The sequence below is a fragment of the Nitratiruptor tergarcus DSM 16512 genome (assembly GCF_027946175.1).
Taxonomy (GTDB): domain Bacteria; phylum Campylobacterota; class Campylobacteria; order Campylobacterales; family Nitratiruptoraceae; genus Nitratiruptor; species Nitratiruptor tergarcus.
Window position 1 is genome coordinate 368,187 of record NZ_AP026671.1, and the last position, 26,676, is coordinate 394,862.

The 26,676-nt window shown below is 36.7% G+C and carries 29 protein-coding genes, 2 tRNA genes and 1 pseudogene; 19 read left to right on the forward strand and 13 right to left on the reverse strand.

Annotated elements, in window-relative coordinates:
- The first annotated feature begins 51 nt into the window (after window positions 1-51).
- The 7 genes from fabD to NITER_RS02025 all read left to right on the forward strand — a co-directional run bounded on the left by fabD (window position 52) and on the right by NITER_RS02025 (window position 5,195).
- Window positions 52-984 carry an ACP S-malonyltransferase gene (fabD, locus tag NITER_RS01995; protein WP_084276251.1) on the forward strand — a complete coding sequence of 311 codons (933 nt, stop codon included), beginning with the start codon at window positions 52-54 and terminating at the stop codon, window positions 982-984.
- A 128-nt stretch (window positions 985-1,112) separates the two neighbouring features.
- The gene (locus NITER_RS02000; protein ID WP_084276250.1) at window positions 1,113-1,679 is read left to right on the forward strand and encodes a hypothetical protein; all 567 of its coding nucleotides are present in this window, start codon (window positions 1,113-1,115) and stop codon (window positions 1,677-1,679) included.
- Between the two features lie 37 nt (window positions 1,680-1,716).
- Complete coding sequence (locus tag NITER_RS02005; protein WP_084276248.1) at window positions 1,717-2,460, forward strand: 5'-methylthioadenosine/adenosylhomocysteine nucleosidase; 744 nt, start codon at window positions 1,717-1,719, stop codon at window positions 2,458-2,460.
- Window positions 2,457-3,218 carry a tRNA 2-thiocytidine biosynthesis TtcA family protein gene (locus NITER_RS02010; protein WP_084276247.1) on the forward strand — a complete coding sequence of 254 codons (762 nt, stop codon included), beginning with the start codon at window positions 2,457-2,459 and terminating at the stop codon, window positions 3,216-3,218. The genes NITER_RS02005 and NITER_RS02010 overlap by 4 nt, the downstream gene beginning before the upstream one ends.
- Window positions 3,219-3,241: 23 nt before the next feature.
- The gene (locus tag NITER_RS02015; protein WP_143779646.1) at window positions 3,242-4,258 is read left to right on the forward strand and encodes a hypothetical protein; all 1,017 of its coding nucleotides are present in this window, start codon (window positions 3,242-3,244) and stop codon (window positions 4,256-4,258) included.
- On the forward strand, window positions 4,255-4,494 hold the full coding sequence (locus NITER_RS02020) for an EscU/YscU/HrcU family type III secretion system export apparatus switch protein (protein WP_084276244.1): 240 nt from the start codon (window positions 4,255-4,257) through the stop codon (window positions 4,492-4,494). Before NITER_RS02015 ends, NITER_RS02020 begins: the two co-directional genes overlap by 4 nt.
- 14 nt (window positions 4,495-4,508) lie before the next feature.
- A complete protein-coding gene (locus NITER_RS02025; protein ID WP_084276242.1) occupies window positions 4,509-5,195 on the forward strand; it encodes a hypothetical protein in 687 nt (228 codons plus the stop codon).
- A 3-nt stretch (window positions 5,196-5,198) separates the two neighbouring features.
- Here the strand turns inward: NITER_RS02025 and recO are convergent, their stop codons facing one another.
- Window positions 5,199-5,879, reverse strand: a complete 681-nt coding sequence (gene recO / locus NITER_RS02030) for a recombination protein RecO (protein ID WP_281847891.1) — start codon at window positions 5,877-5,879, stop codon at window positions 5,199-5,201.
- A 23-nt stretch (window positions 5,880-5,902) separates the two neighbouring features.
- Here recO and NITER_RS02035 point away from each other — a divergent pair, with 23 nt between their 5' ends.
- Window positions 5,903-6,460 carry a DJ-1 family glyoxalase III gene (locus NITER_RS02035; protein WP_084276241.1) on the forward strand — a complete coding sequence of 186 codons (558 nt, stop codon included), beginning with the start codon at window positions 5,903-5,905 and terminating at the stop codon, window positions 6,458-6,460.
- On the opposite strand, the gene NITER_RS02040 is transcribed toward NITER_RS02035, so the two are convergent.
- A complete protein-coding gene (locus NITER_RS02040) occupies window positions 6,457-7,302 on the reverse strand; it encodes a glycosyltransferase family 2 protein (RefSeq protein WP_197685330.1) in 846 nt (281 codons plus the stop codon). The genes NITER_RS02035 and NITER_RS02040 overlap by 4 nt on opposite strands.
- On the reverse strand, window positions 7,265-8,065 hold the full coding sequence (locus NITER_RS02045; RefSeq protein ID WP_084276239.1) for an HAD-IIB family hydrolase: 801 nt from the start codon (window positions 8,063-8,065) through the stop codon (window positions 7,265-7,267). The genes NITER_RS02040 and NITER_RS02045 overlap by 38 nt, the downstream gene beginning before the upstream one ends.
- A gap of 40 nt (window positions 8,066-8,105) precedes the next feature.
- Between NITER_RS02045 and NITER_RS02050 the strand changes: the two genes are divergently transcribed.
- From NITER_RS02050 to NITER_RS02060, 3 genes and pseudogenes are all read left to right on the forward strand, one after another.
- The gene (locus NITER_RS02050; RefSeq protein WP_084276237.1) at window positions 8,106-8,984 is read left to right on the forward strand and encodes an RsmB/NOP family class I SAM-dependent RNA methyltransferase; all 879 of its coding nucleotides are present in this window, start codon (window positions 8,106-8,108) and stop codon (window positions 8,982-8,984) included.
- 53 nt (window positions 8,985-9,037) lie between these two features.
- Entirely contained in the window at window positions 9,038-10,372 is a 1,335-nt protein-coding gene (locus NITER_RS02055) for a hypothetical protein (RefSeq protein ID WP_084276235.1), read from the forward strand.
- A gap of 373 nt (window positions 10,373-10,745) precedes the next feature.
- Window positions 10,746-11,340 (forward strand): annotated as a pseudogene (locus NITER_RS02060) (transposase); the annotation flags it as partial.
- A gap of 46 nt (window positions 11,341-11,386) precedes the next feature.
- Here NITER_RS02060 and NITER_RS02065 read toward each other — a convergent pair.
- Window positions 11,387-11,896: a shikimate kinase gene (locus NITER_RS02065; protein WP_159445331.1), complete on the reverse strand. Its 510-nt coding sequence runs from the start codon at window positions 11,894-11,896 to the stop codon at window positions 11,387-11,389.
- A gap of 56 nt (window positions 11,897-11,952) precedes the next feature.
- Between NITER_RS02065 and dnaE the strand changes: the two genes are divergently transcribed.
- Window positions 11,953-15,477, forward strand: coding sequence for a DNA polymerase III subunit alpha (gene dnaE / locus NITER_RS02070; RefSeq protein WP_084276233.1), 3,525 nt, complete (start codon window positions 11,953-11,955; stop codon window positions 15,475-15,477).
- Here the strand turns inward: dnaE and NITER_RS02075 are convergent.
- On the reverse strand, window positions 15,474-15,959 hold the full coding sequence (locus NITER_RS02075) for a DUF234 domain-containing protein (RefSeq protein WP_159445330.1): 486 nt from the start codon (window positions 15,957-15,959) through the stop codon (window positions 15,474-15,476). The two genes, dnaE and NITER_RS02075, sit on opposite strands and share 4 nt — an antisense overlap.
- 470 nt (window positions 15,960-16,429) lie before the next feature.
- Between NITER_RS02075 and NITER_RS02080 the strand changes: the two genes are divergently transcribed.
- From NITER_RS02080 to NITER_RS02090, 3 genes are read left to right on the forward strand one after another with little or no spacing between them, the layout of a single operon-like run.
- Complete coding sequence (locus NITER_RS02080) at window positions 16,430-17,092, forward strand: lipid-binding SYLF domain-containing protein (RefSeq protein WP_197685329.1); 663 nt, start codon at window positions 16,430-16,432, stop codon at window positions 17,090-17,092.
- The gene (locus tag NITER_RS02085) at window positions 17,080-17,289 is read left to right on the forward strand and encodes a hypothetical protein (protein WP_084276231.1); all 210 of its coding nucleotides are present in this window, start codon (window positions 17,080-17,082) and stop codon (window positions 17,287-17,289) included. The genes NITER_RS02080 and NITER_RS02085 overlap by 13 nt, the downstream gene beginning before the upstream one ends.
- Window positions 17,286-17,837 carry an archaemetzincin family Zn-dependent metalloprotease gene (locus NITER_RS02090; protein ID WP_084276229.1) on the forward strand — a complete coding sequence of 184 codons (552 nt, stop codon included), beginning with the start codon at window positions 17,286-17,288 and terminating at the stop codon, window positions 17,835-17,837. The genes NITER_RS02085 and NITER_RS02090 overlap by 4 nt, the downstream gene beginning before the upstream one ends.
- A gap of 10 nt (window positions 17,838-17,847) precedes the next feature.
- Here the strand turns inward: NITER_RS02090 and NITER_RS02095 are convergent.
- Window positions 17,848-17,924 (reverse strand) — tRNA-Met (locus NITER_RS02095).
- A gap of 14 nt (window positions 17,925-17,938) precedes the next feature.
- Window positions 17,939-18,013, reverse strand: a tRNA-Gln gene (locus NITER_RS02100).
- Window positions 18,014-18,246: 233 nt separating this feature from the next.
- On the opposite strand from NITER_RS02100, the gene NITER_RS02105 reads away from it, so the two are divergent.
- The 3 genes from NITER_RS02105 to NITER_RS02115 are packed head-to-tail and all read left to right on the forward strand — an operon-like array spanning window position 18,247 to window position 20,368.
- Window positions 18,247-19,266 (forward strand): bifunctional 3,4-dihydroxy-2-butanone 4-phosphate synthase/GTP cyclohydrolase II, encoded by a 1,020-nt coding sequence (locus tag NITER_RS02105; protein WP_084276227.1) that lies wholly within the window; start codon window positions 18,247-18,249, stop codon window positions 19,264-19,266.
- 26 nt (window positions 19,267-19,292) lie between these two features.
- Entirely contained in the window at window positions 19,293-19,994 is a 702-nt protein-coding gene (locus NITER_RS02110; RefSeq protein ID WP_084276225.1) for a DUF481 domain-containing protein, read from the forward strand.
- Window positions 19,994-20,368, forward strand: coding sequence for a YbgC/FadM family acyl-CoA thioesterase (locus NITER_RS02115; protein ID WP_084276223.1), 375 nt, complete (start codon window positions 19,994-19,996; stop codon window positions 20,366-20,368). The genes NITER_RS02110 and NITER_RS02115 overlap by 1 nt, the downstream gene beginning before the upstream one ends.
- Here NITER_RS02115 and NITER_RS02120 read toward each other — a convergent pair.
- The 3 genes from NITER_RS02120 to NITER_RS02130 all read right to left on the reverse strand — a co-directional run bounded on the left by NITER_RS02120 (window position 20,319) and on the right by NITER_RS02130 (window position 22,593).
- Window positions 20,319-21,500: a hypothetical protein gene (locus tag NITER_RS02120; protein ID WP_084276221.1), complete on the reverse strand. Its 1,182-nt coding sequence runs from the start codon at window positions 21,498-21,500 to the stop codon at window positions 20,319-20,321. The genes NITER_RS02115 and NITER_RS02120 overlap by 50 nt on opposite strands.
- Window positions 21,485-22,084 (reverse strand): uracil-DNA glycosylase family protein, encoded by a 600-nt coding sequence (locus NITER_RS02125; protein ID WP_084276604.1) that lies wholly within the window; start codon window positions 22,082-22,084, stop codon window positions 21,485-21,487. Before NITER_RS02125 ends, NITER_RS02120 begins: the two co-directional genes overlap by 16 nt.
- A gap of 125 nt (window positions 22,085-22,209) precedes the next feature.
- Complete coding sequence (locus NITER_RS02130) at window positions 22,210-22,593, reverse strand: class II SORL domain-containing protein (RefSeq protein WP_084276219.1); 384 nt, start codon at window positions 22,591-22,593, stop codon at window positions 22,210-22,212.
- Window positions 22,594-22,701: 108 nt separating this feature from the next.
- Between NITER_RS02130 and NITER_RS02135 the strand changes: the two genes are divergently transcribed.
- The gene (locus NITER_RS02135) at window positions 22,702-22,986 is read left to right on the forward strand and encodes a hypothetical protein (protein ID WP_084276217.1); all 285 of its coding nucleotides are present in this window, start codon (window positions 22,702-22,704) and stop codon (window positions 22,984-22,986) included.
- An 8-nt stretch (window positions 22,987-22,994) separates the two neighbouring features.
- Here NITER_RS02135 and NITER_RS02140 read toward each other — a convergent pair whose 3' ends face one another.
- Genes NITER_RS02140 through sdhA form a run of 3 tightly spaced genes read right to left on the reverse strand, consistent with a single transcriptional unit; the run spans window position 22,995 to window position 26,574 of the window.
- Window positions 22,995-23,879, reverse strand: a complete 885-nt coding sequence (locus tag NITER_RS02140; RefSeq protein WP_084276216.1) for a CoB--CoM heterodisulfide reductase iron-sulfur subunit B family protein — start codon at window positions 23,877-23,879, stop codon at window positions 22,995-22,997.
- A gap of 10 nt (window positions 23,880-23,889) precedes the next feature.
- Window positions 23,890-24,846 (reverse strand): succinate dehydrogenase/fumarate reductase iron-sulfur subunit, encoded by a 957-nt coding sequence (locus NITER_RS02145; protein ID WP_084276214.1) that lies wholly within the window; start codon window positions 24,844-24,846, stop codon window positions 23,890-23,892.
- Window positions 24,847-24,858: 12 nt separating this feature from the next.
- Window positions 24,859-26,574 (reverse strand): succinate dehydrogenase flavoprotein subunit, encoded by a 1,716-nt coding sequence (gene sdhA, locus NITER_RS02150; protein WP_084276212.1) that lies wholly within the window; start codon window positions 26,572-26,574, stop codon window positions 24,859-24,861.
- Between the last annotated feature and the right edge of the window lie 102 nt (window positions 26,575-26,676).

Consider the following 26,676-nt stretch of genomic DNA (forward strand, 5'->3'; position numbering starts at 1 on the left):
TCCTTTTAATATCTTCTTTGTTACAATTACTCCTAAAAAATAGGAGTGATTATGCCTTATATAACTTTCCTTTTTCCTGGTCAAGGTAGTCAAAAAATTGGTATGGGTAAAGATTTTTTTGAAAACTCTTCACTAGCAAAAGAGCTTTTCGAAGCTGCAAGCGATCGCCTCAAAATCGATTTTACTAAACTTTTATTTGAAGAAAATGATCGCATTAACGAGACTGCATACACACAACCAGCTATTATGCTTGTAAGTCTTACAGCATTAAAACTTTTTCAATCACACAGCAATATAACGCCTCAATATGCACTTGGACACTCCCTTGGTGAATTTGGAGCGGTTGCAAGTGTAGGTGCACTAGGTAGCATTGATGCTATTGAGCTTGTGCATTATCGTGGAAAATTTATGAGTGAGGCCGCAAAAGATGCAAATGGTGGGATGATGGTAGTGATGGGATTGAGTGATGAAGAGGTGGAGCAGATTTGTGCAAAAGCAAGAGATGAGGGCAAAAAAGTTTGGCCAGCAAACTATAATAGTGATGGACAAATTGTTGTTGCTGGATTAAAAGCAGATCTTATGAGCCTCGAAGGAGTTTTCAAAGATGCTGGTGCTAAAAGAGCATTGCTACTCAATATGAGTGTAGCTAGCCACTGTCCTCTTATGGAACCGGCTCGCAAGCCATTACAAGAGTATTTAGAGCAATTTTTGCAAGATAGTTTTGCTGCTCCTGTAATATCTAATGTAACAGCAGCGCCATATAAAACAAAAAATGAGGCAATAGAACTTCTATCAAGACAACTAGTAGAGCCCGTACACTACAAGCAATCGATTCAAAATATTGAAAATGAAACTGATATTTTTATTGAATTTGGAGAAGGAAATGTCTTGAAAGGTCTCAATAGACGCATTACGAAAAAGCCTACAATATGCATAAGTAACATGAAGAGTCTTGAAGATGCCCTCGAAGTTATTAATAAATAATTATATGAAATTAAGCCCCTTTTCAAAATGATTTATGAATATAATAAAGAAAACTAAATGATTTATAAAAAATTTCTATAAAGAAAAATAGGTAAGATATTTGTAAAAATAATTAGAAAGGGGCACAAATGCAAAAAATTTTAGGAGTTGCTTTAGTTTCTGTTGTAGCTTTTGCTCAGATGCAGCCAAAAGAGGCTTTTGATTATATGAAAAAAGTGTTTCCTGGAGTTTGGACACTCTCACCAGCATCAAAGCAGATAGGTACAACGGGAGCTCATAATCACCCTGCAGTCAAAAGAATGTTAGGAACTGATAAGACTGGAGTAGAGTATATAGTTATAGGAAGAGGATCTGCAATCAAAGAGGAGCTCTTACCAAATACTGTGCGCTGGATGGTAACAATGTATCATTGTGATGATTTTCATCAGTGTAAAGAGTTGCGAGCAACGCACTATTGTGCAAAACAAAATCAGCCAAGTTTTATATTCAATACAAAAGAGAGTACCAAGCAAAAACTCGTTTTTGATTGTGATGAGGAGCGCAGTGAAGTGTGTGATAGTGATGAGTCACACGTGCATAGAATTATTTTAGAACTATCAAATAATAATAAACATCTCAAATCATCCTATATTGTATATAAAGATGGAGAACAAGCGCAAAAGCACTCAATTTACCATTTTGATAAAAAAGAGTAACTTTGCTACAATCTCCTAAAAATATGGAGGAGATTGGATGAGAATTGCAATAATGGGAGCTATGGTTGAGGAGATCGAGCCAATTTTGACAAAACTCGATCCCACTTTGGCTCCAGAGAGTGAACTCTCACAAATCATCGCGCATATGCAACATATTAAACTCCACACAATTGCTGGAAACCACTACTTTGAAGCAAAATATAAAGGGCATGAAGTTTTCATAGCCTATAGCAAAATCGGCAAAGTCTTTGCTTCACTCACTGCTTCGGTTCTTATTGAGCATTTTAAAGTCCAAAAGCTTCTCTTTAGTGGAGTAGCAGGTGCTATAAACGAGGATCTCCATATAGGCGACTTGATAGCTGCAAAAAGACTTTGTCAGCACGATCTCGATATTACTGCTTTTGGGCATCCTTATGGATATGTGCCTGAAGGGAAAGTCTATATAGAGAGTGATGCGACATTGCGATTTTTAGCGCAAGAGGTAGCAAAAGAGCGAGGAATAGAGCTCAAAGAGGGGACAATTGCTACGGGTGATCAATTTATTGCTGATCCTAAGAAAAAAGAGTGGATCCGAAAAACTTTCCAAGCAGATGCAATCGAGATGGAAGGTGCCGCTGTTGCAGTAGTCTGTGATGCTTATGATATTCCATTTTTTATTTTACGTTCCATTAGTGATGCAGCTGATATGGATGCAAGTTTTGATTTTGATGAGTTTTTGAAAAGTTCTTCAAAAATAAGTGCAGATTTTATTATCGCACTCTTGGATAAGATCGTAGCATGAAGCGAGCAGAACTTTCCAAAAAACTTATCAAGCAAGTAGCTCGTACCAATGTAGAGTTTGAACTCTTACAAGAGGGTGACAATGTCTTAGTAGGACTTAGCGGTGGAAAAGACTCCCTCACGCTAATCCATGCCCTCAAGCATATTCAGCGTGTAGCTCCTTATGATTTTCGTTTTAAAGCTGTGACAATAAGTTATGGAATGGGGGAGAATTACGACTTTTTACAGCGCCATTGTGAAGAGTATGGAATTGAGTATGAGGTGTATGAGACAAATATTTTTGATATTGCAAAAGATAAAATTCGACAAAACTCCTCTTATTGCAGCTTCTTTTCTCGTATGCGGCGAGGAGCGCTCTATACCTATGCACTGCAAAATGGCTTTAACAAGGTAGCCCTTGGCCATCATCTTGATGATGCGATTGAAAGCTTTTTTATGAATATGTTCTACAACGGCACTATGCGTTCTATGCCTCCCATTTATAAAACAAAAAAAGGGCTTTATGTTATACGTCCGCTTATAGAGATAAGAGAGTCTCAAACAGCCGGTTTTGTCAAACGCAATGGCTTTTGGGCTATTGGAGATGAAGCGTGTCCAGCTATGCGTTTTGATATCAAAGAGCCTTATGTGCGAGAGAATATGAAAGAGTTTGTAAAAGAACTTGAAAAGAAATTTCAAGATGTAGTTAAATATATTCGTGCCTCTTTTCGCCATATTCATGATGATACCTTTTTTGACAAATCCCGCCTAATTGTCTAATTTTTCTTACCGATAATCAATGAATGATACGGATTCATTCATTGAGCAATACTCCCTATTTTTTTGATCTCTCTTCTATCCAAAAAGGCAGACTTCATCTGCATCCTCATCAAAAATTGAGGGCTCGCGTACTGGATATGTTGCCACAGCAGAAGGTGCGATTGAGACTGGCTGGAAGAGTGGTGGAGTTACAGAGCCAATTAACATTTCGAAAAAATGAGGTCCTTCTTTTGCAAGTTTTGCCTCAAAAAGGGGGGAAGCTTCGACTAAAACTTTTAGAGCGAAGTTTTGGAACACAAGGTATGGAGAGTGTGGCAATTGAGACATTTGGGAAAGATCTCAAAACATTGCAACATATAGTACATTTTGATGAGAAATTAAAAAAAGAGATAAATAGACTACTTTTGCAGCGTAAATTGCAAGAAGAACTTTTGGAAGCTAGCAAAATCATAAAAAAGATCTTTCATACATTGAATAAAGAAGATAAAAGATTGGTTGCACTTTTGAAAACAAACTTTTTGGATATAGAAAATCTTGATGCAAAGGAGTTAAAAGAGCTTCTTTTGGATATGCATAAAACAAAAATGGGAAGTTTCAAATCAATGCTCAGTATGCTTCAAGAGCATAGAGAAACAAAGGAACTAGAAAGACTTCTTTATATGCTTGATACCTATGCACTTGTTGCACAGGCTAGTGGAATGATAATGAGTTTTTTGCCGGTGATTTGGGATGAAGTAGAAGAGAGCGAGCTTGTTATAAAAAAACTGACATATGCAAAAGTACATTTTTGCAGACTCTATTTGCGTTTTCATAACAATGATAAAGTACTTGTAAGTCTTATTTTGCATAAAGGCTATTTACAGGTTGTTTTTGGTGTAGAAGAGGATGCATTTAGAGAAAAACTTGCAATGAGTATGCCGCTTTTGAAAAAAAGCTTGGCACATAAAGGCATATATGTGCACTGTTTGGTAAAGGAGTTTTGTAAGCAAGATCTCTTACGTGGTTTTGAAGATGAAAATTTGGTAAATATGAAGTTATGAAGAAAAAAGCTGTAGCACTAAAAAAAATAACACAAGAGATAAAAGTTGTTGGTAAAGGGGAGGGATATATTGCCAAGAAGATCATAGAAGTGGCTGAAGAACATGATATTCCAATCAAAAGTGATAGAGAGCTTGTAGAAAAACTCTTTGCAGTAGAGTTGTATGATGATGTGCCAGAGGAGCTCTATGAGTATATTGTAAAAGTACTCGATTTTCTATACAATATACGAAAATAAGATAAGGAGAGCAGATGTCTCAAATCACCATCAGAGGTGCAGCAAAATCTATTAAAATTTACAATGTAAGTAGGCTTGAAATCGAGGGATTAGATGTAGAGGATTTTAATCTCGATTCCAAAGAGGATGTTAAAGAGCTCTTTGAAATGGTAAACGATTTTGTAGAGACCGCAGAGGCGGACAGTTTTGAGCCTCCTCTTACAATAGATGGAATAGATCCAGAAGAGTGCGCTATCGATATTGATGGTAAGAAAATATATCCTGATGAATTAGAGTTGCGCAATAAAAATATCATAACACTTTTAGAGCCATTACAAGATGCAAATGAAGGGGATATTTTCTACATAAGAAGCTATGAAGGAGAGGGTGCATGGACACTTGAGTCTGCAGATGAGATAGAAGATCTAACAAAGCTCTCTATCGGTTATGTGGATTGCTCAGTGATGTTTGATCAATATGATGTGCTTAGAGAAGGCTATCTTGATGTTATTTGCGATACCATTATCCCTGGTGATACACAATATAATGGTGAAAAGGTAGAAGTAAGTGAATTTCTTTTTCGGCCGCAACAGGTATATGGGCAGCTCTATATACTCAAAAAAGATCCAATAGAAGATTTGAAGATATTGCAAAAAGTTGATTTTGGTGGGCATAGTTTGGTAGATGCAGATATGGATGTAGATGATTTTGAAGCTAACTAAGTCTCATAGACCTTGGAGTATGATATTCCATAACCTCTCTATCTCTTTATCATCAAGGTACTGGGCATCTTTATGAGCAAAGAGGTATGCAAGTCTCTTTTTGCTCAATGCTTCTTGTCCTACGCAATAAGTATGAGCAGGCAAGAATGAGCGTACTAGTGTAGGTTCATCTATAGGCTGCTCACATACAAAACAGACAAAATCTCGATGGAGCCTTCCCTCATACTCTAACATTTTTACATACTCTTCTATAATAGCTCTTTTTGGATTTTGTCGCGTAATTTTTTTTGCAAGAGAATCGAGCATCTCCATATAAAAACTCTCAATATCTTCTAAGTCACGCAAGTGCAGATAGAGCAGTTTTATAAACTGTTGCCAAAGAAGACTTTTGTGCAGATTTTTAAGCCATGAGTAGCCAAGATGGGTGATATTGCGGAGTTTTGGAAGGTATCCTAGTTGCTGCTCTATAGTAAAATCTATCTTGTATCCTAAATTGATAGTAGCATGTCTAGCGCCATAGAAACGATAGAGGGTATAAAGACGTTTATGGGTGAGGACATGGACAATAAGATCTTCATTTTTGGCTTGTGTTATATTGAGAATATAGCCTTGCATGGTGTGATTGTAGTATAAATTTACTTGTTTTGTAAGAAGAGCATTTGAATTCGCTATAATTTTTATCAACAAAAGCTTAAAAAGGAGGAGTGATGGCAAAAGTATTAGTACCATTGGCAGATGGGTTTGAAGAGATTGAGGCGATGGCTATTATTGATGTGTTAAATCGTGCCGGAAATAGTGTTGTAGTTGCTGGACTTTTTGATAATGAGGTAGAGGGAGCAAATACAGGCCTTAAAGTTTTGGTACATGATCTTTTAAAAGATGTGGATCCAGAAGAGTTTGACCTCATGGTACTTCCTGGAGGACTTCCTGGGGCAGAGCATCTAGCAAAAAGCGAGCTAGTACAAGAGTATATCAAACGCATGAATGAAAAAGGAAAACTTGTTGGAGCAATCTGTGCAGCTCCTTGGGCTTTGAAAGAGGCTGGAGTGTTAGAGGGCAAAAAGCATACGAATTATCCTGGTTTTGAAGAAAAAACAGGACAAGAGGGATATATTCCAGATCAAAAAGTAGTTATTGATGGCAATGTAGTAACATCACGTGGACCTGGTACAGCAATCTGTTTTGCATTGGAGCTAGTCAAACTTCTCAACGGCGAAGCGATGTATCAACAACTCAAAGAGGGACTTTTAGCAGATTACTGCTAATTTTTGCCTGCAAAAACCTTGTGTTTTTGCAGGAGTTGCTCATAGATTGGTATAAACTCTTCTAAAATCTCTCTATTTTGATGTTTTCTTGCTCCTGTGAGGAGAATTGCACACTTTTTTAAAGCAACTTCTATCACTTTTGGATCATCGCAAAATGGTAGCATCGCTCTTATACGCCATCTATCCATACCAAAATATTTTTGTGAGAGTTGATCAGAGTGTCCACCATATTTGATGACAGTAGCTTGAGGAGTAAATCCTACAGGATACTTTTTTGTAATACGCAGCCATAGCTCATAATCTTCGCAAACTTCAAAATCTTCGCGAAAGAGACCCACTTCATCGAAAAGCTCTTTTTTTATTGCGACTGCAGAGGGAGAAATGAGACAGAGGTGCAAAGAGTCATAAAATATATTGCCTCCCTTTTTTTGATGAATCTTTTTTTTATTTAAAAACTTACCATTACGAATCCATATCTCATCTGTTTGGTGGATTTTGTATGCTGGATTAGCAGCAAAAAATGCAGCATGTGTTGCAAGGTGATCTTGCTTCCACTCATCATCACTGTCAAGGAGGGCTATAATTTTTCCCCTTGCAGCTTTGATACCTGCGTTGCGCGCTGCACTTACACCCCTGTTTGATTGGCGTATGATGGTAATTGGGTATTGCGAGAGAATTTGGGGAGTTTTATCAGTAGATCCATCATCGACTACAATAAGTTCAAAATCTTGAAAGCTTTGCTGCAATACCGATTCAATAGCTCGAGCGATAGTATGTTCGCGATTATATACAGGTATTATAACACTAAAGAGTGGAGAGGTAGCGCGCAACTGCATCTTCATCATTGCTCCATGGAAGTACGATATCTGCTTCTTCTTTTACCTTTTGGAGTGCATTGGCAACAGCAACTGCTTTGCCACTCAATCGAAACATTCCAATATCATTGAGGCTATCACCAAAGGCTGTAACATCCTTTGGAGAGACACCAACTATCTCTTCAAGTTCTTTTAGGGCGTGAGCTTTATCTCCTTTAGGATGTAAAAATGTTAAAAAGTGGCAGTTTTGATATGGATCTTTACTGAGTTTACTCTCTACTTTAAAGAGAGATTTTACTTTTTGCTCAATGGATTGCAGCGTTTTTTCATCACCTAAGTAGACTATTTTAAGATTTTGTTCTAAGCCTTGAAGCCTATCGATGTTGAGTACGCGTTTGTCGTTGTGATAGTTCTGCAGTAGCTCTTTTTGGTGGATATTGAGTTTTTTTGGATACAAAAAGCGCTCTGTATCTTTATCATATCCTACGATGAGAGGTCTCTCATCAAATTCTTTTTCTATTACTGCGATAATCTCATCTGTTACTTCTTTACTGAGTGCGTTTATTTTGATAATTTTTCCATCGCTACTTGCTATCATTGCACCATCAAGAAGTATCATCGGATATTGAAGCTGCAGAGGCGCCAAGAGCTTTTTTGCGCCTGTATAGCTTCTTGCAGTTGCTATTGAAAGAGGTTTTGTAAAACTATTCCAAATCTCTTGTGTGAATTTGCTTACTTTTAAATCACTGCGCAAGAGTGTTTTATCTACATCACTTATAAAAAATTCCAAACTACTCCTTTTTTGCTACAATTTTACCAAAAGGAGAGCAATGGAGTTTTTTGAGCGCGTCAAAAAGATAAATCCGGCTATTTTAGAGGCGAAAAAAGATAGTTTTAGCTTTCGCATCAATCATCATAGAGCCACAATAGATGAGGTTATAGAACTTTTGCAAAAAGAGGGGTATACGCCCCAAAAAGTTGATTGGGCTGAAGATGTTTTTACATTGCCGATAGAATATAGAAAACCTCTTGTAAAAACGAAAACCTATACAAAAAATCTCATCTATATTCAAAATCTCTCCTCTATTTTTGCAGCATACTCTTTAGATGTTTTACCAACAGACTGGGTGCTCGATCTTGCTGCTGCTCCTGGTGGAAAGAGTTTGATATTGAGTGAGCGGGCACAAAAGGTGAGTGCAGTTGAGCCAGATAAGAGCCGCTTTTTTCGTATGAAGCGTAATTTTAAAGAGCATGGAGCAAAAAATATTCAAACATATAACAAAGATGGACGATTTATTTACAAAAGTTGTCCTGAGTGGTTTGATAAGGTTTTTTTGGATGCTCCTTGCAGTAGCGAAGCACATATTGATGGTGAGGTGACGTGGTGGAGCATGCGAAGAGTGAGGCGATTTAGTAAGCTTCAAAAGGAGCTTATTATTAGTGCCTTTGAGAGTCTCAAGCCAGGTGGCCAGATGATCTATGCGACCTGTACCTATGCTCCAGAAGAGAACGAAGAGGTTATTGACTTTTTACTCCAAAAAAAGCCAAATGCGAAAGTTTTGCCAGTGGAAGTGCCTTTTACAAACTATCAAGGGGGAATAACCCAGTGGGAAGATAAACATTTTAATAAAGAGGTAAAAAAGTGTGTACGTATTTTGCCAAGTGGAACGTATAGTGGATTTTTTTTAGCATTAATTAAGAAGAAATAATTTAAAATTTACTGAAAAGAAAAATTTATAAATTAATTTCTGGAGAAAATCTAATGATGAAAAAATTTTTTGTGTATATAATGATATTAATTTTACCTTATATAGCTTTGGCCGAAAGTGACTGTAAAAAAATTACTATCAAAGCTATGATTGATGGAAGAAGTGAACTTATATTAGAGAAGGAGCGTGCATTTCCTTCATTAGACATTGAAATAAGATGGAAACATTATGATTTTGCTGCTCCAGGTCTTCATAATAATCACAATGAGCCTACATATATTAATAATGTGCTATGGTATCCTTCATGGCCTTTTGACGGAGAAGGGTATAATTGTTCAGAGAGTGGTTGTAAATCTTCGAGTTTCCGTTTTGAATGTGATAGTGATTTTGAAAATGCTAAATTGCATAAGTTAAAAGGCAGAGGGAGTGTAAAAATTAAATTTAAAGATAAATTTTCATTGGTAATAGAAATTGATGATAATGAATATCCTTCACATGATTGGTATGAATTTGAAATAATTTTTGAACCGCAAGAATGTGTAAGTGAAGTAAATGGTGTTAATGGTGCTACATGTTATAAAATAGGAGAAACTAATTCAAATGATTCAATGGTGCAAGAACAAATGTATCGTGAGACACATGGAGGATCATGGGTTGATGGAGTTTGTATGAGTAGTGGCACCACTTCCAATAATATTTCACACTCTAGTTCAGTTTTAAGAGCATGTTTGCCCGGCCAACCATGTAACCTCGATACTTCATCTTCTAGTTCTCAAAATAATACATCTGGTAGCTCTGAGGATTTTTATTATACTTCTAACATGAAAAAAGGTTCATTATATGATTATTTTAATAATCGTTGTAGAGTGCCTTATGATTGTGGATATGAACTCGTTTTCGATAGAGCAACAGTTAATGAAATTGTACGCCAAAAAATAGTACAAAAAAAAGGGAGTATAACTGATTACTACAACCATGAGGAATGTTTGCCTGGCGAACCATGTAATGGAGCAGAGAAATTATTTGATAAAACTGTAGTACAGCAGATTGTGCAAAGAGAAATTAGTAAATGTAGAACAAATCCAAAATCTTGTGGTATTAATGCAGTTCCAATTATTACTAAAAAAAGTGATCCAAATGAAATATTAAATCAAATTAAAAATAAAGTTTTTAGTATCAAAGGATATTATATACATTATGGAGATGGTATATTTGAATGGATTTATATTCCTGTATCTTTGAAATCAGCTATGAAGCTTGAAAAAGGTGTAAAAGAAGATTACTCATTAATCTGGACACGATTACCAAAGAATATTACTATAATAAAAGAAGGAAATCTGATAAAAATCATTGATCATGAGAGGTTTCCTGGTATTCAGAATAGATAGGGCAATTAGACTATAAATTGTGGTCATTTCATAAATATTTAATCAAAAAAGTTGATGATATCAAATCATATTTACATGAAACTTTTGATATAATTTCAGTTTACTTGTACGTAGAAATTTGAATAATAATAGATTGGAAAGATGGAGTGCTTACACCATTTATTAAACAACTCATAAAAGGCTGCTTTAGAAGTAGAATTTGAATTACATCTATCTAAAGAGATAAAAAACCATAAAAATGGCAAATCTTCACAAACAATAAAGAGATCATTTGGCGAGTCTGAACTAGAGGTTTTAAGAGAGAAAAGGGATATTTGTCCTCGCTTCATTGCGGAGATGTCGTTACTTCATTTCTCGGACGGCTATCTGTTTTACAGATTTAAACAATAGAGGGGTCGAAGATATACTCATTGCATCAGTTGATTGCTTAAAAGGTTTTCCAGAGGTTATCCATGCAATATTTACTAAACAGAAGTGCAACTATGCATTATTTTCCGTCAGAGCAAAGTGACAACCCATAGGCAAAGCCAAGGACAAATAAAAACTCTTTGAAATACGTAGCTTCAAAAAATCAAAAAGAGTTTATAAAAGGCTTTAAGAAGTGTATTAGCTCATATCCAAAGAGGCTGCTGAAAAGGAATTGGATTGGCTTGAAGAGAGGTAAAAAGTATCCTATTGTTATCAACTCCTGAAGTAACAAGTAGGAAAACCTCTCTTATTTCAAATATTCTGAAGATATCCGTCATATAGTCTATACTATAAATATCATAAATCAGTCATTTACAGTTTAGAAAATTAACTAAGACCAAAGGAGCGTCTTCAATGAAAACAGCCTTTTAAAGCTACTTTATCTTGGCATTCAGAATGTTCAGAAAAAGTGAACAAAACCAGTTAAGAAATTGAAATCTAATGTTTCGCAATTAGCTGTATTTTTTGAAGGGAGACTCAAGAAAGCTCTCGAGCTATGATATAATCCTATGAACTATCGGTGACACAAAATTATGAACGGTCTCACTAAAATTTTATTTTACTAGTTATCTCCTCTATTAATTCATCTATATTTTTATCTTCAACATTGATAATTATATCTGCAACACTTTTATATTCAGGTACTCTTTGCTCATAGAGCTTTTTTGCATCTTTGTAAGATTTAAAGAGAGGGCGTTTTTTTATCTTTTTCTTAGCATTTTTACTTTTTGTGATGCGCTCATATATCCAATCAAAATCTGCTTGAAGATAAACGATTGTACCAATACTTTTAAGATTTTTGACTTTATAAAAGCCACCTCCAGTAGAGATAATTGAGTTTTGTACACTGCTTGCAAGCCAGTCTGCTGTTTTTTGCTCCAGCTTTCTAAAATACTCTTCACCCTTTTTTTTAAAAATCTTTTTGATCTTCATATTTGTAAGACTCTCTATTAAGTCATCTGTATCGATTGCATAGATATCTGTTTTGCCTGCCATTGCTCTTGCTAATGTCCCTTTTCCCACTCCCATGAAGCCAATAAGTACAATGTTTTTCATAGCCCCTCTTTAGCAAACTTTTTTTATAATGGTAGCAAAAAGTTCTTGGAGAGTATATGAAGCCAAACTTTACCCATCTGCATCTACATACTGAGTACTCCCTCCTTGATGGTGCTAATAAAATAAAAGCATTAGCAAAGAAGGCCAAAGAGCTTGGAATGAGTGCAGTAGCCATGACAGATCATGGCAATATGTTCGGAGCAATTGATTTTTATAAAACGATGAAGGCTGAAGGGCTCAAGCCCATTATTGGAATGGAAGCTTATTTACATAATTCCGATGAACTTGGCGATAAATCTACAAGACAACGCTTTCACTTATGTCTCTTTGCAAAAAATGAAACCGGCTATAAAAATTTAATGTTTTTAAGCTCTATGAGCTATATTGAGGGCTTTTACTACTATCCAAGAATAAATAAAAAACTTTTGGCCAAGCACTCTGAAGGACTTATTTGCACAAGTGCCTGCTTGCAAGGGGAGGTAAATTGGCACCTCAATACCAATGAGCGAAACACCAAATTTGGCGCAAAAGGGTATGAAGAGGCAAAAAAGATAGCACTATGGTATAAAGAGGTTTTTGGAGATGATTTTTATTTAGAGCTTATGCGCCATGGCATAGGCGATCAACAAGCAATCGATGAGCAGATAATTAAGCTTAGTTTAGAAACTGGTATTAAAATTATAGCAACGAACGATACCCACTATTTAGAAAAAGATGATGCAGAGCCCCATGAAGCCTTTATGTGTATTGCTATGAACAAGCTCTATGACGATCCAAAGAGGCTTCGCCATAGTGTACATGAGTTTTATCTCAAATCTCCCGAAGAGATTGCAAAACTCTATGCTGATATTCCAGAAGCTTTGGAAAATACGCAAGAGATCGTAGATAAGTGCAATCTTGAGCTCAACCTTGGAAATCCAACGCCTCCAAATTTCAAGTTTACAGTAGAGTATGCAAAAGAGTACGGAATTGAGGTTCCAAAAAGCGATCGATATAGCTTTGAAAATGATGAGGTACTCTTTGAGCATATCTGTAAAGAGGGTTTACAAAAAAGGCTTGAGTATATCCCAAAAGAGGAGCATCAAAAGTATTGGGAGAGGCTCCAACATGAGATTGATATCATAAAGAAGATGAAATTTCCAGGATATATGATAATAGTCTGGGACTTTGTGCGAGAAGCTAAAAAACGGGGTATTCCAGTGGGGCCTGGGAGGGGAAGTGCAGCAGGAAGCCTTGTGGCTTATGCCATGGGAATTACAGATATAGATCCGCTCAAATATAGTCTCCTTTTTGAGCGGTTTTTAAATCCAGAGCGGGTAAGTATGCCAGATATCGATATGGACTTTTGTCAAGAGCGTAGAGGTGAAATCATTGATTATGTTGTGCAAAAGTATGGAAGATATAATGTTGCGCAAGTTATTACCTTTGGTACGCTGCTTGCAAAAGGAGTAATTCGTGATGTAGCAAGAGTATTGGGACTCAGTTACAATGACGGGGATCGCATGGCAAAGCTTATCCCTGATAAGCTTGGTATTACTCTCAAAGAAGCCTATGAGCAAGAGCCAAAGATAAAAGAGCTTATTGAAAGTGATCCAAAATTTGAGAGAGTGTGGCGGTTTGCTCTGGCTTTGGAGGGGCTGAAACGCAATGCAGGAATGCACGCAGCTGGTGTGGTTATCAGTAATGAAGAGCTATGGCATAAAACTCCTCTTTATAAACCAGCAGGTGAAGAGACGATTGTGACGCAATATTCACTTAACTTCTTAGAAGATGTGGATTTAATCAAGTTTGACTTTTTGGGCTTGAAGACGTTGACAGTAATTGATAATGCTGTGAAGTTAGTACAAAAGCGCTATGGCAAAAAGATAGATTGGAATGCGGTTGATCTTAATGATAAAAAAGTTTATGAGCTCATACAAAGTGGTCATACTTTAGGGCTCTTCCAGATAGAGTCTTCTGGTATGCAGCGTCTTAATGCAAGACTCAAACCGACCACTTTTGAAGATATTATTGCGGTGCTTGCACTCTATCGTCCAGGTCCTATGGAATCAGGAATGCTTGATGATTTTATTGAGCGAAAGCATGGACGTAAAAAGGTTTACTATCCATTTGAAGAGGTGAGTTTTGATGAGCTAAAAGAGACGCTCGAGCCAACCTATGGGATGATTGTTTATCAAGAGCAGGTCATGCAGATTGTGCAGACGATTGGTGGATTTAGCCTTGGTGAAGCAGACATCATACGCCGTGCGATGGGAAAGAAAAAGCGTGATTTGATGGAAGAGTATAAGCGAGATTTTGTCAAAAGAGCAAGTGAACGAGGGTATGATCCAAAAAAAGCTGAAATACTCTTTGAGCTTATAGAAAAGTTTGCAGGGTATGGATTTAACAAGTCCCACTCTGCAGCTTATGCAATGATTACATTTCAAACAGCATATCTCAAAGCTTACTATCCCCAAGAGTTTATGGCAGCACTTCTTACCAGTGAGCAGGATAATACTGATAAGATTGTTAAGTATGTGGATGAAGTAAGACGCCTTGGCATTAAACTGCTTCCACCTGATGTAAAGAGATCGAGCCTTGAGTTTAGTGCTACTACAATTGATGGAGAAGATGTCATACTCTTTGGACTAGGAGCAATCAAAGGTGTAGGAAAAACAGCGGTACTCTCCATCCTTGAAGCAAGAGCAGAAGGAAAGTTTCAAGATATAGACGACTTTTTGCAGCGTATAGATCCTAATAAAGTGAATAAAAAGGTTCTAGAATCGCTCATAAAATCTGGAGCAATGGATAGCTTTGGCTATAGTCGCAGGACACTTTTACTCAATATTGAAAGAATAGTAGAAACATCCCATGAGATTGCAAGAGCTAAAAAAATGGCAGAAAACTCTCTCTTCGGTGATGCACAAGAGCTCATAGATATTAAGTTGGAGCTAGATGATAAGGGAGAGTATGAGCTCAAGCAGATACTTGAATTTGAAAAAGAGACTTTAGGTTTTTATGTATCTGGTCACCCACTTGATGATTTTAGAAAAGAGCTTGAGCAGATAAGTTATACACTCTCAAGTGATCTTGAAAATATTGCTGACTCTTCAGAAGCACTTTTTGTTGGAAAAGTTGAGGAGATAAAGACAAAAATAAGCAACAAGGGCAATAAGTTTGGTATCGTCAATATTATGGATTTGCACGGTAATATTGAGATAATGCTCTTTAGTGATAAACTTGAAGAGCTTGAGCAAATGGATCTGGAAAAACCTGTAGCTTTTAAAGTCTATGTGACGAAGAATGATAGTTTCACACGCATACGATGTGATAAAATCATGAGCCTTGAAGAGGCCAAAAGAGAAAAGGTCAATACTACTATAGAAGAGCGGTATGAAGAGCCACTTATTATAAAACTGCAGCTTACACATGAATTGCAACGCCTTGAAGAGCTTTATAATCTTGCCATGCGTCACCCTGGCAAAAAACCTCTCAAACTTGTAATTATGTCGAAACTCCAAGAGGTTGAAATAGAGTCACAAGTGTGTGTTAATAGTGAGTTTGCTAAAGAGGTACAGAGCTTAGGTATACAGGTGGCCTAAAATTCAAAAGAGTAGGGCTTTTTCTCTCTTTTTTTATACGCTTTTTTTTCGCTCCACTCCTTAAAATCTTCAAGATCAAAGAGGAGTAGGTTCTTGTCTTGAGATTTAAGAAGTTCATTGGAAAAGCTGCTTTTTGAAAAGAGCGCATAGAGTTTTGGTGTAAACCCAGCTATAGCGCTCTTTTTTTGTAAAGCCGTGAGAGTTTTTTTGCAAATTTTACTATTTTTCCATTTGCATTCACCAACTATGACTTCGTTGTGTGGGAGTTCAAGTAAAATATCTATCTCTACTTTATGATCCCAGTAGCTTCCAGAGCTGAGAGCTTCAGGAAAACGCTCAAGCAGGAGTTCATTAGAGAGTTCTTCAAAGGTGAGACTGACAAAGTTGTCTAAATCTCCTAAGATAAACTCCATCACTTTATCATATTTGTGTTGTATTATTAAATCAAACGATGGATAGATATAACGATACCAAAAGCGCAAAAAAGGCTTTTGGAAGCGGATTTTATTTTGAATACGGTATCGACGAAGATGCTTTTTGAGTTTTTGTTTAGGATGGGTTTTTTGAGGAAATTTTTCTCGTGAAACCTCTCTTTTTATAAGATTTTGATTGAATAATTCTTGAAGATTTTTATATCCCTCTCTTTCATGTGTATAACTTTTTTTAATGGCAGAATCTATTTTGCGATCTCCTGTTGCAAAAAGTGAGAGGAGATGCTCATTTTGTATCTGTAAATTAGCTGCTATTTTTTCACTGTTGTAGAGTATATGTTCTATATTGTGTATAAGGGGTTTACCAAAATCGATAAAAGATGTATATCCTCCAAATAGAGCATAAAACTCTATTGCTTTTTCAACTTCATTACGGTCGAAATATTTATAGACTTGCTGAAAAGCTCTTTTTATTGTTCACCTTTAAGTGGTTTGATATAATTATAACAAAAAGGTTAAGGATGAAAAAGCTTTTAGCTCTTTTTTTCTTTACTGCATTTGTATGGAGTAGTGAAGATTCAATATTGATAAATGCTGCTAATACCCTTGATAGATTTATGGCGATTCCAGAAGAGCGTATTCCTCCAAAACTTCTATCACGAGCTCAAGCTATTGCTATTATTCCAAATCTTATTCGAGCAGGATTTGTAGCTGGTGCGCGATATGGGAAGGGAGTACTATTTTTCAAACAAAAAGATAATTGGAGCGATCCAATATTTATCAAAATGTATGGCGCAAGTTTGGGGTGGCAGATAGGTTTAGAAAGTATTGATGTGATTTTAGTGTTTGTAGATAGGAGTGCTGCTTCAAAAGTATTGCAAAATGGAATTACATTAGCTGCTGATACTTCAATAGCTGTTGGACCGGTTGGCAGAGCAGGAATGGTGGGGGCAGCTACAAAGTTTAAAGCACAAATCTATTCATATTCAAGGAGTATGGGTGCATATATTGGTGTAGCATTGGCTGGCTCTACTCTTGAAATAGATTATGATGCAAATCAGCGCTTTTATGGATGTGATCCGCAAAAAATCTACAGCATTATAAATGGTGAATGCAATAAAAAGAGTGAATTTGTACGTATACTCAAAAATAAGTTGCGAGAATACAGCTCATGGCAAGAGTAAAGAGACGAAAACCTTTTGCTCCTAGATGTAGAGTTTGTCGTACCAATAGATATGTTGTTCCAGTAGTATATGGTTTTGTTAATGATGATCTTATAGAAAAAGAGCATCAAGGACTGCTGAAAATTGGAGGAGTGGCAAGAATGGTTGAAGCACCTAATTGGTACTGCAAAGAGTGTGGAAATGAGTTTTTACGATGAGAGAGTGCAATTTTAAAAGTATAAAGATAGTAAATTTTGATTGGAAAGATAAAGAGGGTTTAGCGTTTTTGCTTGTAAAACTGCAAGAGATTTTTCGTATACCCGTAACAATTGGTCCTCAAGCTTCACTTCCGCATAACGCTTTTAATGTTTTGCGAAAACAATACCTTGCTTCATCTTTCTTAGAGACATTGCTTTTATATAAACAAGATAAAGAGATCGTACTAGGAGTTACTGCGCAAGATATTTATGAGCCAAACCTCAATTTTGTTTTTGGAGTTGCTACTCCTATCTATGCTGTAGCACTCATTTCCACGGCAAGACTGCATAATAGCTTTTACGGTTTGCCTGAAGATCGTAATCTTTTCCTCAAGCGTGTTATTACTGAAGCTGTGCATGAAATAGGCCATACATTAGGGCTCAAACACTGCCCTAATCCTCACTGTGTAATGCATTTTTCAAATACATTAGCAGATACAGATGCAAAAAGATACAATTTTTGTTCCCAATGTTGGAAGAAAGTAGAAAAGGCTTTGTGTTTAACATGAAAGAATTAATTGGTTGCGGAGGCAGGATTTGAACCTGCGACCTTCGGGTTATGAGCCCGACGAGCTACCAGACTGCTCTACTCCGCGTCATGAAAGCTATGTGGCTGGGGTGGGAGGATTCGAACCCCCGAATGGCGGGACCAAAACCCGCTGCCTTACCGCTTGGCGACACCCCAATCTTGAAGGCTGTTTCGTTTAATTGCGGTGAAATTATAAACGATTTTTTTTCCTTTGTCAAGGCTTTGTATAAGTCCAATACATATGGCACTCGTTGTAATTTTTAAGAAGATATTGTACTAGAGATTTGAGATAAAGTGAATGTATAAGTTCAATACACAATGAAAAAGAGTTGTAACTGTTTTTAAATCATGTGTTAATTGTGTATAATAAGCGAAAAAATGGAGGTTTTATGCCTATCCAACGTGTCAAAGAAGCAATAGAAGAGATAAAGAAAGGGAATATGGTCGTAATGATAGATGATGAAGATCGTGAAAATGAAGGGGATCTTGTCTATGCTGCGACATTTAGTACACCAGAAAAAGTAAATTTTATGGCAAGTGAAGCCAGAGGGCTTATCTGTGTTGCCATTTCAGATGATATTGCGAAGAGATTAGATTTAACGCCAATGGTTGCAAGAAACGATTCAGCACATGAGACGGCTTTTACAGTGAGTGTAGATGCAAAAGAGGCAACAACTGGTATTTCAGCATTTGAGCGGGATATGACTATCAAGCTTCTTGCAAGTCCTCTGAGTACTCCACAAGATTTTGTACGTCCAGGACATATATTTCCTCTTATTGCAAAAAAGGGCGGAGTATTAGTCCGTACAGGGCATACTGAGGGTTCTGTGGATTTGTGTAAATTAGCAGGATTGCAGCCAGCTGCTGTGATATGTGAAATCATGAATCCGGATGGTACCATGGCACGAAGGGATAGTTTGGAGGATTTTGCAAGGAGTCACAATCTTAAAATTGTCTATATTTCAGATATTGTTGAATATAGATTGCAAAATGAATTGCTCATTGAAGAGATAGCAAGCCAGGAGCTAGAATTTTTTGGTGTGAAGGTGGAAAAGAGGGATTTTCGTGATCATTTAGGTAATGTGCATACAGCAATCATTTTCTATTCCGCACAAGGAACAGCAAATGTAAAATTTCATAATGTTATGCCAGATCGTGATATGCTGCTCGATCAAAGACGATACACTTCACTTATCAATGCTATAGAGTTTTTGAAAAAAAACAGTGGCGTTCTCATTTTTCTTGATAGTCAAAGAGTAAGCGATCAGACAAAAGAGTTTGGAATTGGAGCGCAAATCCTCAAAGCAATAGGGGTGCATAATATTCGGCTCCTTACATCACAAAAGGGAAGAGAATTTATAGGGCTTGGAGGTTTTGGACTCGATATTGTTGAAGAGATTGAACTTTGATGAAATAAGAGGTTTAAAGAGAGGATATGAAGAAAATTATTGGAATTTTTACTAGTTGTAGCTTGTTTGTAAATGCTGCGGCAATAAAGACCCATACAGAACTTGCGTATATGCAAACAGGTGGAAATACTGATACAAAAACTTTTGGACTTAACTTTAAAGGTGAGAAAAAGTTAGGAGTGCACTCTAAATTGTCTTTGAACTTAGAAGCTGCTTATGCTCAAGAGAACGGGGCTGAAACAAAAAACTCTTGGCTTATAGAGACAAACTACTACCATATATTATCGCAAAAACTCGATTTTAGCTATTTAGTTGGATACAAAAACGATAGATTTTCAGGCTTTGAGTATCAACTCTATACTGGGCCAGGGGTAAATTATAAAGCATGGAAAAATCAAAAAGGCGACTTACAGACCTCTTTGAATATTCTCTATGCCATTGATAGTATAGAAAATGGTGAAAAGAACAAATATACATCTGCACGAGCTGGTTTGCTTTTTACATATTACATCTATAAAAATCTCAAATTTGTAGAAGATGCCAACATCCGTACGCAGTTTTCAGATCTGCAAAACTACTTTTTATATTCAAAATCTTCTATCTATTCAAAAATTAGTACTTTGCTCTCTCTTGGATTAAGTTATAAAATAGAATATCAAAATAGAGCGCCAGATGCGCGTAAAAATACTGATACCACATTTATGGTGTCTTTGGTTGTGGATTGGTGATGAAGTTACGCATATATTATGAAGATGTGGATATCGGTGGTATTGTATATCACACTAAATATATCAACTTTTGTGAGAGAGCACGGAGTGAGATATTTTTTGCACAAGGGAAACTGCCTGTATTTGAAGAGTATCACTTTGTTGTGAAAAACTTGCAAGCCAATTTTTTGCAACCAGCATATTTTGGTGAGGAGATAGAAGTAAAAACGCAGTTAAAGCAGATGAAACGCACATCTCTTGTGCTTTTACAAGAAATTTATAGAGATCAAGAACTTCTTTTTACAATGGATATTACTCTTGTATGTCTCAAAAAAGATAAAATTGCTAAAATTCCGCCATATTTTCTGGAGGTATTTGCTTCTCTTCAAAGCTAAAAGGTTGAGTGACAAAAATTGTTGTATGTAGTTGAAGTTGATTGTCTAAGAAATTTTCTTTACATACTCTTGTCTTTTCTCCATGCTCTGCGAGGAATGCATCTATACCGCAAAGTGTTACATAATTGAGCCATTCATAGAAGAGATCTTGCTCAAAAAGGGCATTGAGAGCATCTATATCTTTAGGAATAGATGAAGAGATAGCTGCAATGAAGAGATTACTGCGATCTTTTGGTTGTGTAAGTTTAAAAAGTTTTGGAGAAAAGTTTATCTGTGTAGATAACTTTTTGGCAGGAACAATATCATAGAGGCGCATTTGCGAAAGAGTTAGCGATGTTGTAATGAGAGGTGTATTAAAGAGTACTGCAGAGCTATTGAGTTCTTCATTGTCTTTGAGAATATTTTTGAGATTGGCATAGCTATTATCTACTGCATAAAGCTCAGTACTTTGCATACTTTGCTCTGTTGCTAATGTTGTAAGTAGTTGGGAGAGCGGTGAACGTTCAAGGTAGAATATGGCAAGCTTTTCTTGATTGTTGTGTAAAAGTTTTTCAAGTTGCTCTGTATAATCAATTCCACCAAAATAAAAATTTTTAGAAGTGTTGATATATTTTTTATTGATAGTAGGAATAAAAAGAGGAGAATTGGAATCTATCTGTGAAACTTCTTCTTTTTCATCAAAAGTGGCCAATACAATGGTGATTGTATCTTTGTCTTCTGGGATATTTGCAAAACTACTATTGTTGTCCATAGTAAGAAGATCGATATTAAAATGCTGTTTTGTTTGTAAAAAGTATCCAAGCAAAGATTTCATGATTTTATTTGCAATAGGTGTTGTATGCTTTTTACAAACAAGACGAATAGAGAAATGTTTTGTAGTTATTGGTTGTACATGGAAAAGTTTTGTTAGTGTAATATATTGATCTTTGTAATTTTCTATGTTCTCTTTGTTTGCATGTGCCAAAAAAGAGAAGTATTCTTCATTTTGTAGCATGTTAGCAAGACAATAGCTATCACATTTATATGTATCTATATTGATGAATGTAGTTTTTGGAAGAGGCAGTGGTGATAAATATCTCCCTGATGCCCATAAAACTGTAATTGAAATAAAAAAGATTAAGAGATTTCGCATAGCAGCTCTTTTATTTTAAGAAGATCTTGATATGCCTCTTTTTTCTTTGACGGGTTTCTCAAAAGAAAACTCGGATGAAAAGTAGGTATGAGAATGCGATTGCGAAACTGAATAACCTCCCCTCTAATTTTTGATATAGGAGTATTGTCGCCTGTGAGATGCTTGTAGCTTGTGCTACCAAGTGCTACAATAATCTTAGGATTGATGATTTCTATCTGTTTGAAAAGGTAAGGAATACATTTACTCACCTCTTCAGGTGTCGGAACGCGATTATTTGGTGGACGACATTTGACTATATTTGCAATAAAAACATCGCTTCTTGAGATTTCGAGCACGTTTTCAATCATTTTTGTTAGCAGCTGTCCAGCTCTTCCGACAAAAGGTCTGCCTGTCTCATCTTCAGTTGCACCCGGTCCTTCACCTACAAACATGAGCTTGGCATGAGGATTGCCTTCGCCAAAAACGACATTTTTTCTTGTTTTACTTAAATCACATAAATGGCATGAAAGAACAATTTTTCTGAGCTCTTCTAGATCGTCAGGAAGTTTGTCATGAGATGGTTGTTTGAGAGTTATAGGATTCATATATGTTTCACCTAACCATTGTTGTTGATAGAGATTATAAAGAATTTTGAGTTTTTGCGTTTGTGCCATGAAGAAATATTACAAAAGAGGTAATTAAAAAGAGGTTAAAGGGGCTTAAGCCCCTCTTATTCAGTTACTTCTACTTCTACTGGATCGCTTTCCCAAAGACCATGTTTTGTACAGTAACTCATTGCTGTGAGTTTCATCTTTTTTGTTGGAACTACGTAGAAATCTACTTCTGTTTGTGAGCATTGATTTCCAAGGCTTCCTGGTGTGAAAGTTGCTTGACCAAGAAGTCTTTCACCATCCCAGAGTTGCACATACGCAATATAGTGATCAAAATCATCTGGATGGCAGTACTCATTTCCAACTCTTACTTTTACTGGAAATTTTTCACCTTTTTTTGCTGTACTTTCACAGTGAATAAATGGTGAATGTCTATCGATGTAGTCCTTTTTTGCTTCTTTATCAACTTGAGAAATGTCTACATATCTATTGATTTTTGGCATGCTTGCCTCCTTTTTTTGTTTTTGCACTACTATTTTACACGAAAAAAATTAAAATAGGATAAAATTTATCCTATTTACAGCTAGGCAAGAATAAGATAAAATTTCGTTATGATAAAAAAGGTGTTAAAAAGTATCAAAAGAAGTTGGAAAAAGCTTGTAATTGTTTTTATTCGTGAGAGCAGGGAAACAAAGAGGATGCTGGAAGTTTATATGTTTCAAAGAAATAATAAGGAGCTTATGCAGTTTGCAAATAGACAACTTGTAGATATTTTTAAAATTCTCTTTTTGTTTCCAATAACGTTGTTACCTGGATCTGTGATTATTGTAACGCTACTTGAGATTATTGCGAAAGCTTTTGGAGCTACTATTTTTCCTAAAAAGACAAAATTTTAAGCTCCGGCTTATGCCGGAACTTCTGTAACGTGATGCTTGAGTCCTAACTCTTCTGGAGTACAGCCTAGAGCAAGACCTATGAGTTGTGGAAGATGGAGGATAGGCATTGGATTTGGTAATTCTCTTCCAATTGTCTTTACTGCTGCTTTTTGCTTAACATCGAGATTGAGATGGCAGAGTGGGCATGGAGTTACCATGAGATCTGCATTGTTATCAAGAGCATCTACAATTGCATTGCCAGTGAGTATGTTGGATGTTTTTGGGGCTTGCAAATCTACATGAAACCCACAGCATTTATTTTTATGCTCATAATCAACACTATTCCCCTCTAATGCTTGAATGAGCTCATCTAGGGAAGTTGGATTATATGGATTTTCTTTGCTTCTATTAAAATGGTGATGCAATTCGCTTGGGCGAATGTTATGGCAGCCATAAAATGGAGCGATATTGAGTTCACTAAGTGGTTTGACAACTTTTTTGCGAAGATTATCTAGTCCATAATCTTCAATGAGTGCATAGAGAAAGTGGCGTACATTACTTGTTCCTTTATAAACAAGTCCTACCTCTTCTAGTTTTTCATTTACTTTTGCTTTGAGTTCTGGATCACTATCGAGTTTATGTTTGGTCATTGCGGTATTGAGTTGACAGGTATTACAGATTGTTACCATATCAAGTCCGCGTTTTTCAGCATAGCAGATATTTCTTGCATTGAGCACATAGCTCAAAAAAGCATCAAAATCTTGCAAATGGCTTGCTCCACAACAGCTTGCTTCATCAAGAAGTACAAGTTCAATGTCGAGTTTTTTAGCAATTGCTAAAGTGGATTTGAGCAGTTCAGGAGTACTCTCTCTTGCTGTACATCCAGTATAGAGTGCATATTTTAATTTACTCATAGCCAGTCCTTTAAAATTTTACCGTAGAAGATGTTTTGATAAGTTTTTTGATTTCATCAAGATTTTTTGATTTTGGCATATTCCAAGGCATAACAATTTTACCTTTTTTAAACATTTCCAAAGCTTCAGGAATATGTTTTAAAACACCAAAACCTTCACTATAGGCTACAAGATGCCCCTCATCCAAGATTCCATGTTTTTCAATTGATTTTTTAAATCCCACAGCATGGCGCGTTGCAACATTGTTTTTTGCTACACCTTCTTCAAAGATTTGATTGTGTAGTTTAGTTATTTTACCTATTGGGTCAATCTCTTTAGGACACGCCTCTGCACACTCATAGCATTTTACGCAGTCCCAAACACCTTGACCTAATATATCTACAATCTCAAGGCGCTCTTTTTTTGCATTATCTCTTACATCTGCAGTAAAGCGATAGGCTTTTTCAAATGCAGCTGGACCAAGATAATCTTCATTTACTTCTACCACAGGACAAGCGTAGTAGCAGCAACCACACTGGATACAGTAGTCTGCTTCTTCAAGCTGTTCAGCCTCTTTTGGAGAAATGATATTCTCCATTGTTGGATGTTCATCAATCTCTGCTTCGAGCCAAGGTTTAACAGTTTCATACTTTTTCCAAAAGTCTGCTTTATCTACAACCATATCCTTGATAACACGCTTTTTGCTCACAGGCTCGATTACAAGCTCATTGCCAAAAAGCTCAATCATATCTACCATACGCTCTTTACATGCAAGAGTGCTTCTACCATTTACTTTTACAGCACAACTTCCACAAATACCATGGCGGCAACTTCTTCGGTATGTAAAACTTCCATCGTGCTCCCATTTTATGCGATTGAGTACATCAAGCACTACATCTTTAGGATCGATTTGCATCTCAATCGTATCGTAATGGGGGAGATAATCTGTTTCTGCATTAAAACGAAAAACTTTTAGTGTAATTTTCATCATTGACCCCTCTTAATATTTTCTTTCTTGAGGTTCGAATTTACCAAGAACCACTTCACCATATTCGAGGCTGATATTACCCTCTTTATCCATATATGCATAAGTATGTTTGAGGAAATTTTCATCATCACGTTGTGGATAGTCTTCACGGAAATGTGCCCCACGAGACTCTTTTCTTGCTATTGCTCCTTCTACTATGAAGGTTGCATAATCAAGCATATGTCCAAGCTCTATAGCCTCTTGAAGATCTGTATTGAAAGTTTTGGATTTGTCATCGATACGAATATTTTTGAAGCGTTCGCGAAGATCTTTTAAAATCTCTTTTTGTTTAAGCAGTGACTCTTCAGTTCTAAATACGCCACAATTTTCAAACATTGTATCTTGCAATTCTTGGCGAAGTTGTGCACTTGTTTCGTTACCGTTGTTTGTGAGGACAAATTCGATCTCTTTAAGCATGTTTTTTGCTTCTTCTGGATGTGCAATTTCGCAAGAGATACCTTTTTCAAGATCTTTTACAATGCTCTCTCCTACATGGCGGCCAAAAAAGAGCGCTTCAAGCAAGGAGTTTGCGCCTAAGCGGTTTGCACCATGAACACTCACACAAGCACACTCACCAGCTGCATAGAGTCCTTCAGTAAGCTCTGTTGGGCTTTTCTTTACATGTCCATCAATATCTACTGGGATACCACCCATTGAGTAGTGGGCAGTTACTGTAATCATAATTGGCTCTTTGACCATATCTTGGCCAAGGAATGTAATAGCAAGATCGCGAAGTTCCGGAAGTCTTTCCATTATTTTTTCTTCACCTAAATGTGTAAGATCAAGATAAACTGCCATACCATCAGGACCTACACCTCTGCCTTCTCGAATTTCATTCATAATTGCTCGTGCTACCACATCGCGAGGTGCAAGCTCCATTTTCTCTGGCGCATACTTTTCCATAAAGCGCTCGCCATTTTTATTAAAGAGTTTTCCTCCCTCACCCCGTGCAGCTTCACTGATTAAGATCCCACTACCAGCAAGGCCTGAAGGGTGGAACTGTACAAACTCCATATCTTCTAATGGAAGTCCGTGGCGGGCAAAAATACTCAGACCATCTCCAGTGTTTGCATGAGCGTTTGAGTTGATTTTGAAAGCTCTTGCATAGCCGCCCGTTGCAAACATAACTGCTTTTGCATTAAAAATTGCTGGCTCCATATTGCGTAAATTGAATGCTACCACTCCATACGCTTTACCATCTTTGTAGAGAATATCAGCTACATACCACTCATCCCAAAACTCAACGCCTTCTCTGTGTGCTTGCTCGTAAATAGTTTGTAAGAGGGTAAGACCTGTTCTATCTTTGGCAAAGCATGCTCTAGGTTTACTCTGTCCACCAAATGGTCTTTGCGCAATACGTCCATCTTCTCTTCTACTAAAAGCGGCTCCCATATGCTCTATCCAGCGGATAGTTTCTGGTGCTTTAGAACACATAAGCTCTACTGCATTTTGATCTGCTAAGTAGTCACTCCCTTTGACAGTATCAAACATATGCAGTTCGACATCATCCTCTTCGCTCAAAGCTGCATTTACTCCACCTTGCGCTGCGCCTGAGTGGCTGCGAAGGGGATGAAGTTTAGTTAAAACAACTACGTTTTTTCCTGCTTTTTTGATCTCTCTGGCTGCGGCACATCCAGCTAGTCCTGCGCCGACAATAACGACATCATAAGAGTAAATAGGTACTTCCATTCAGGTTGTCCTTTTATTGAAGTTAGGATTTTTACGATTATATCATTTAAAATACTAAAAAATATTAAAAGCTATCAAAGCTCTTTTTTTAAGGGCTCCTTT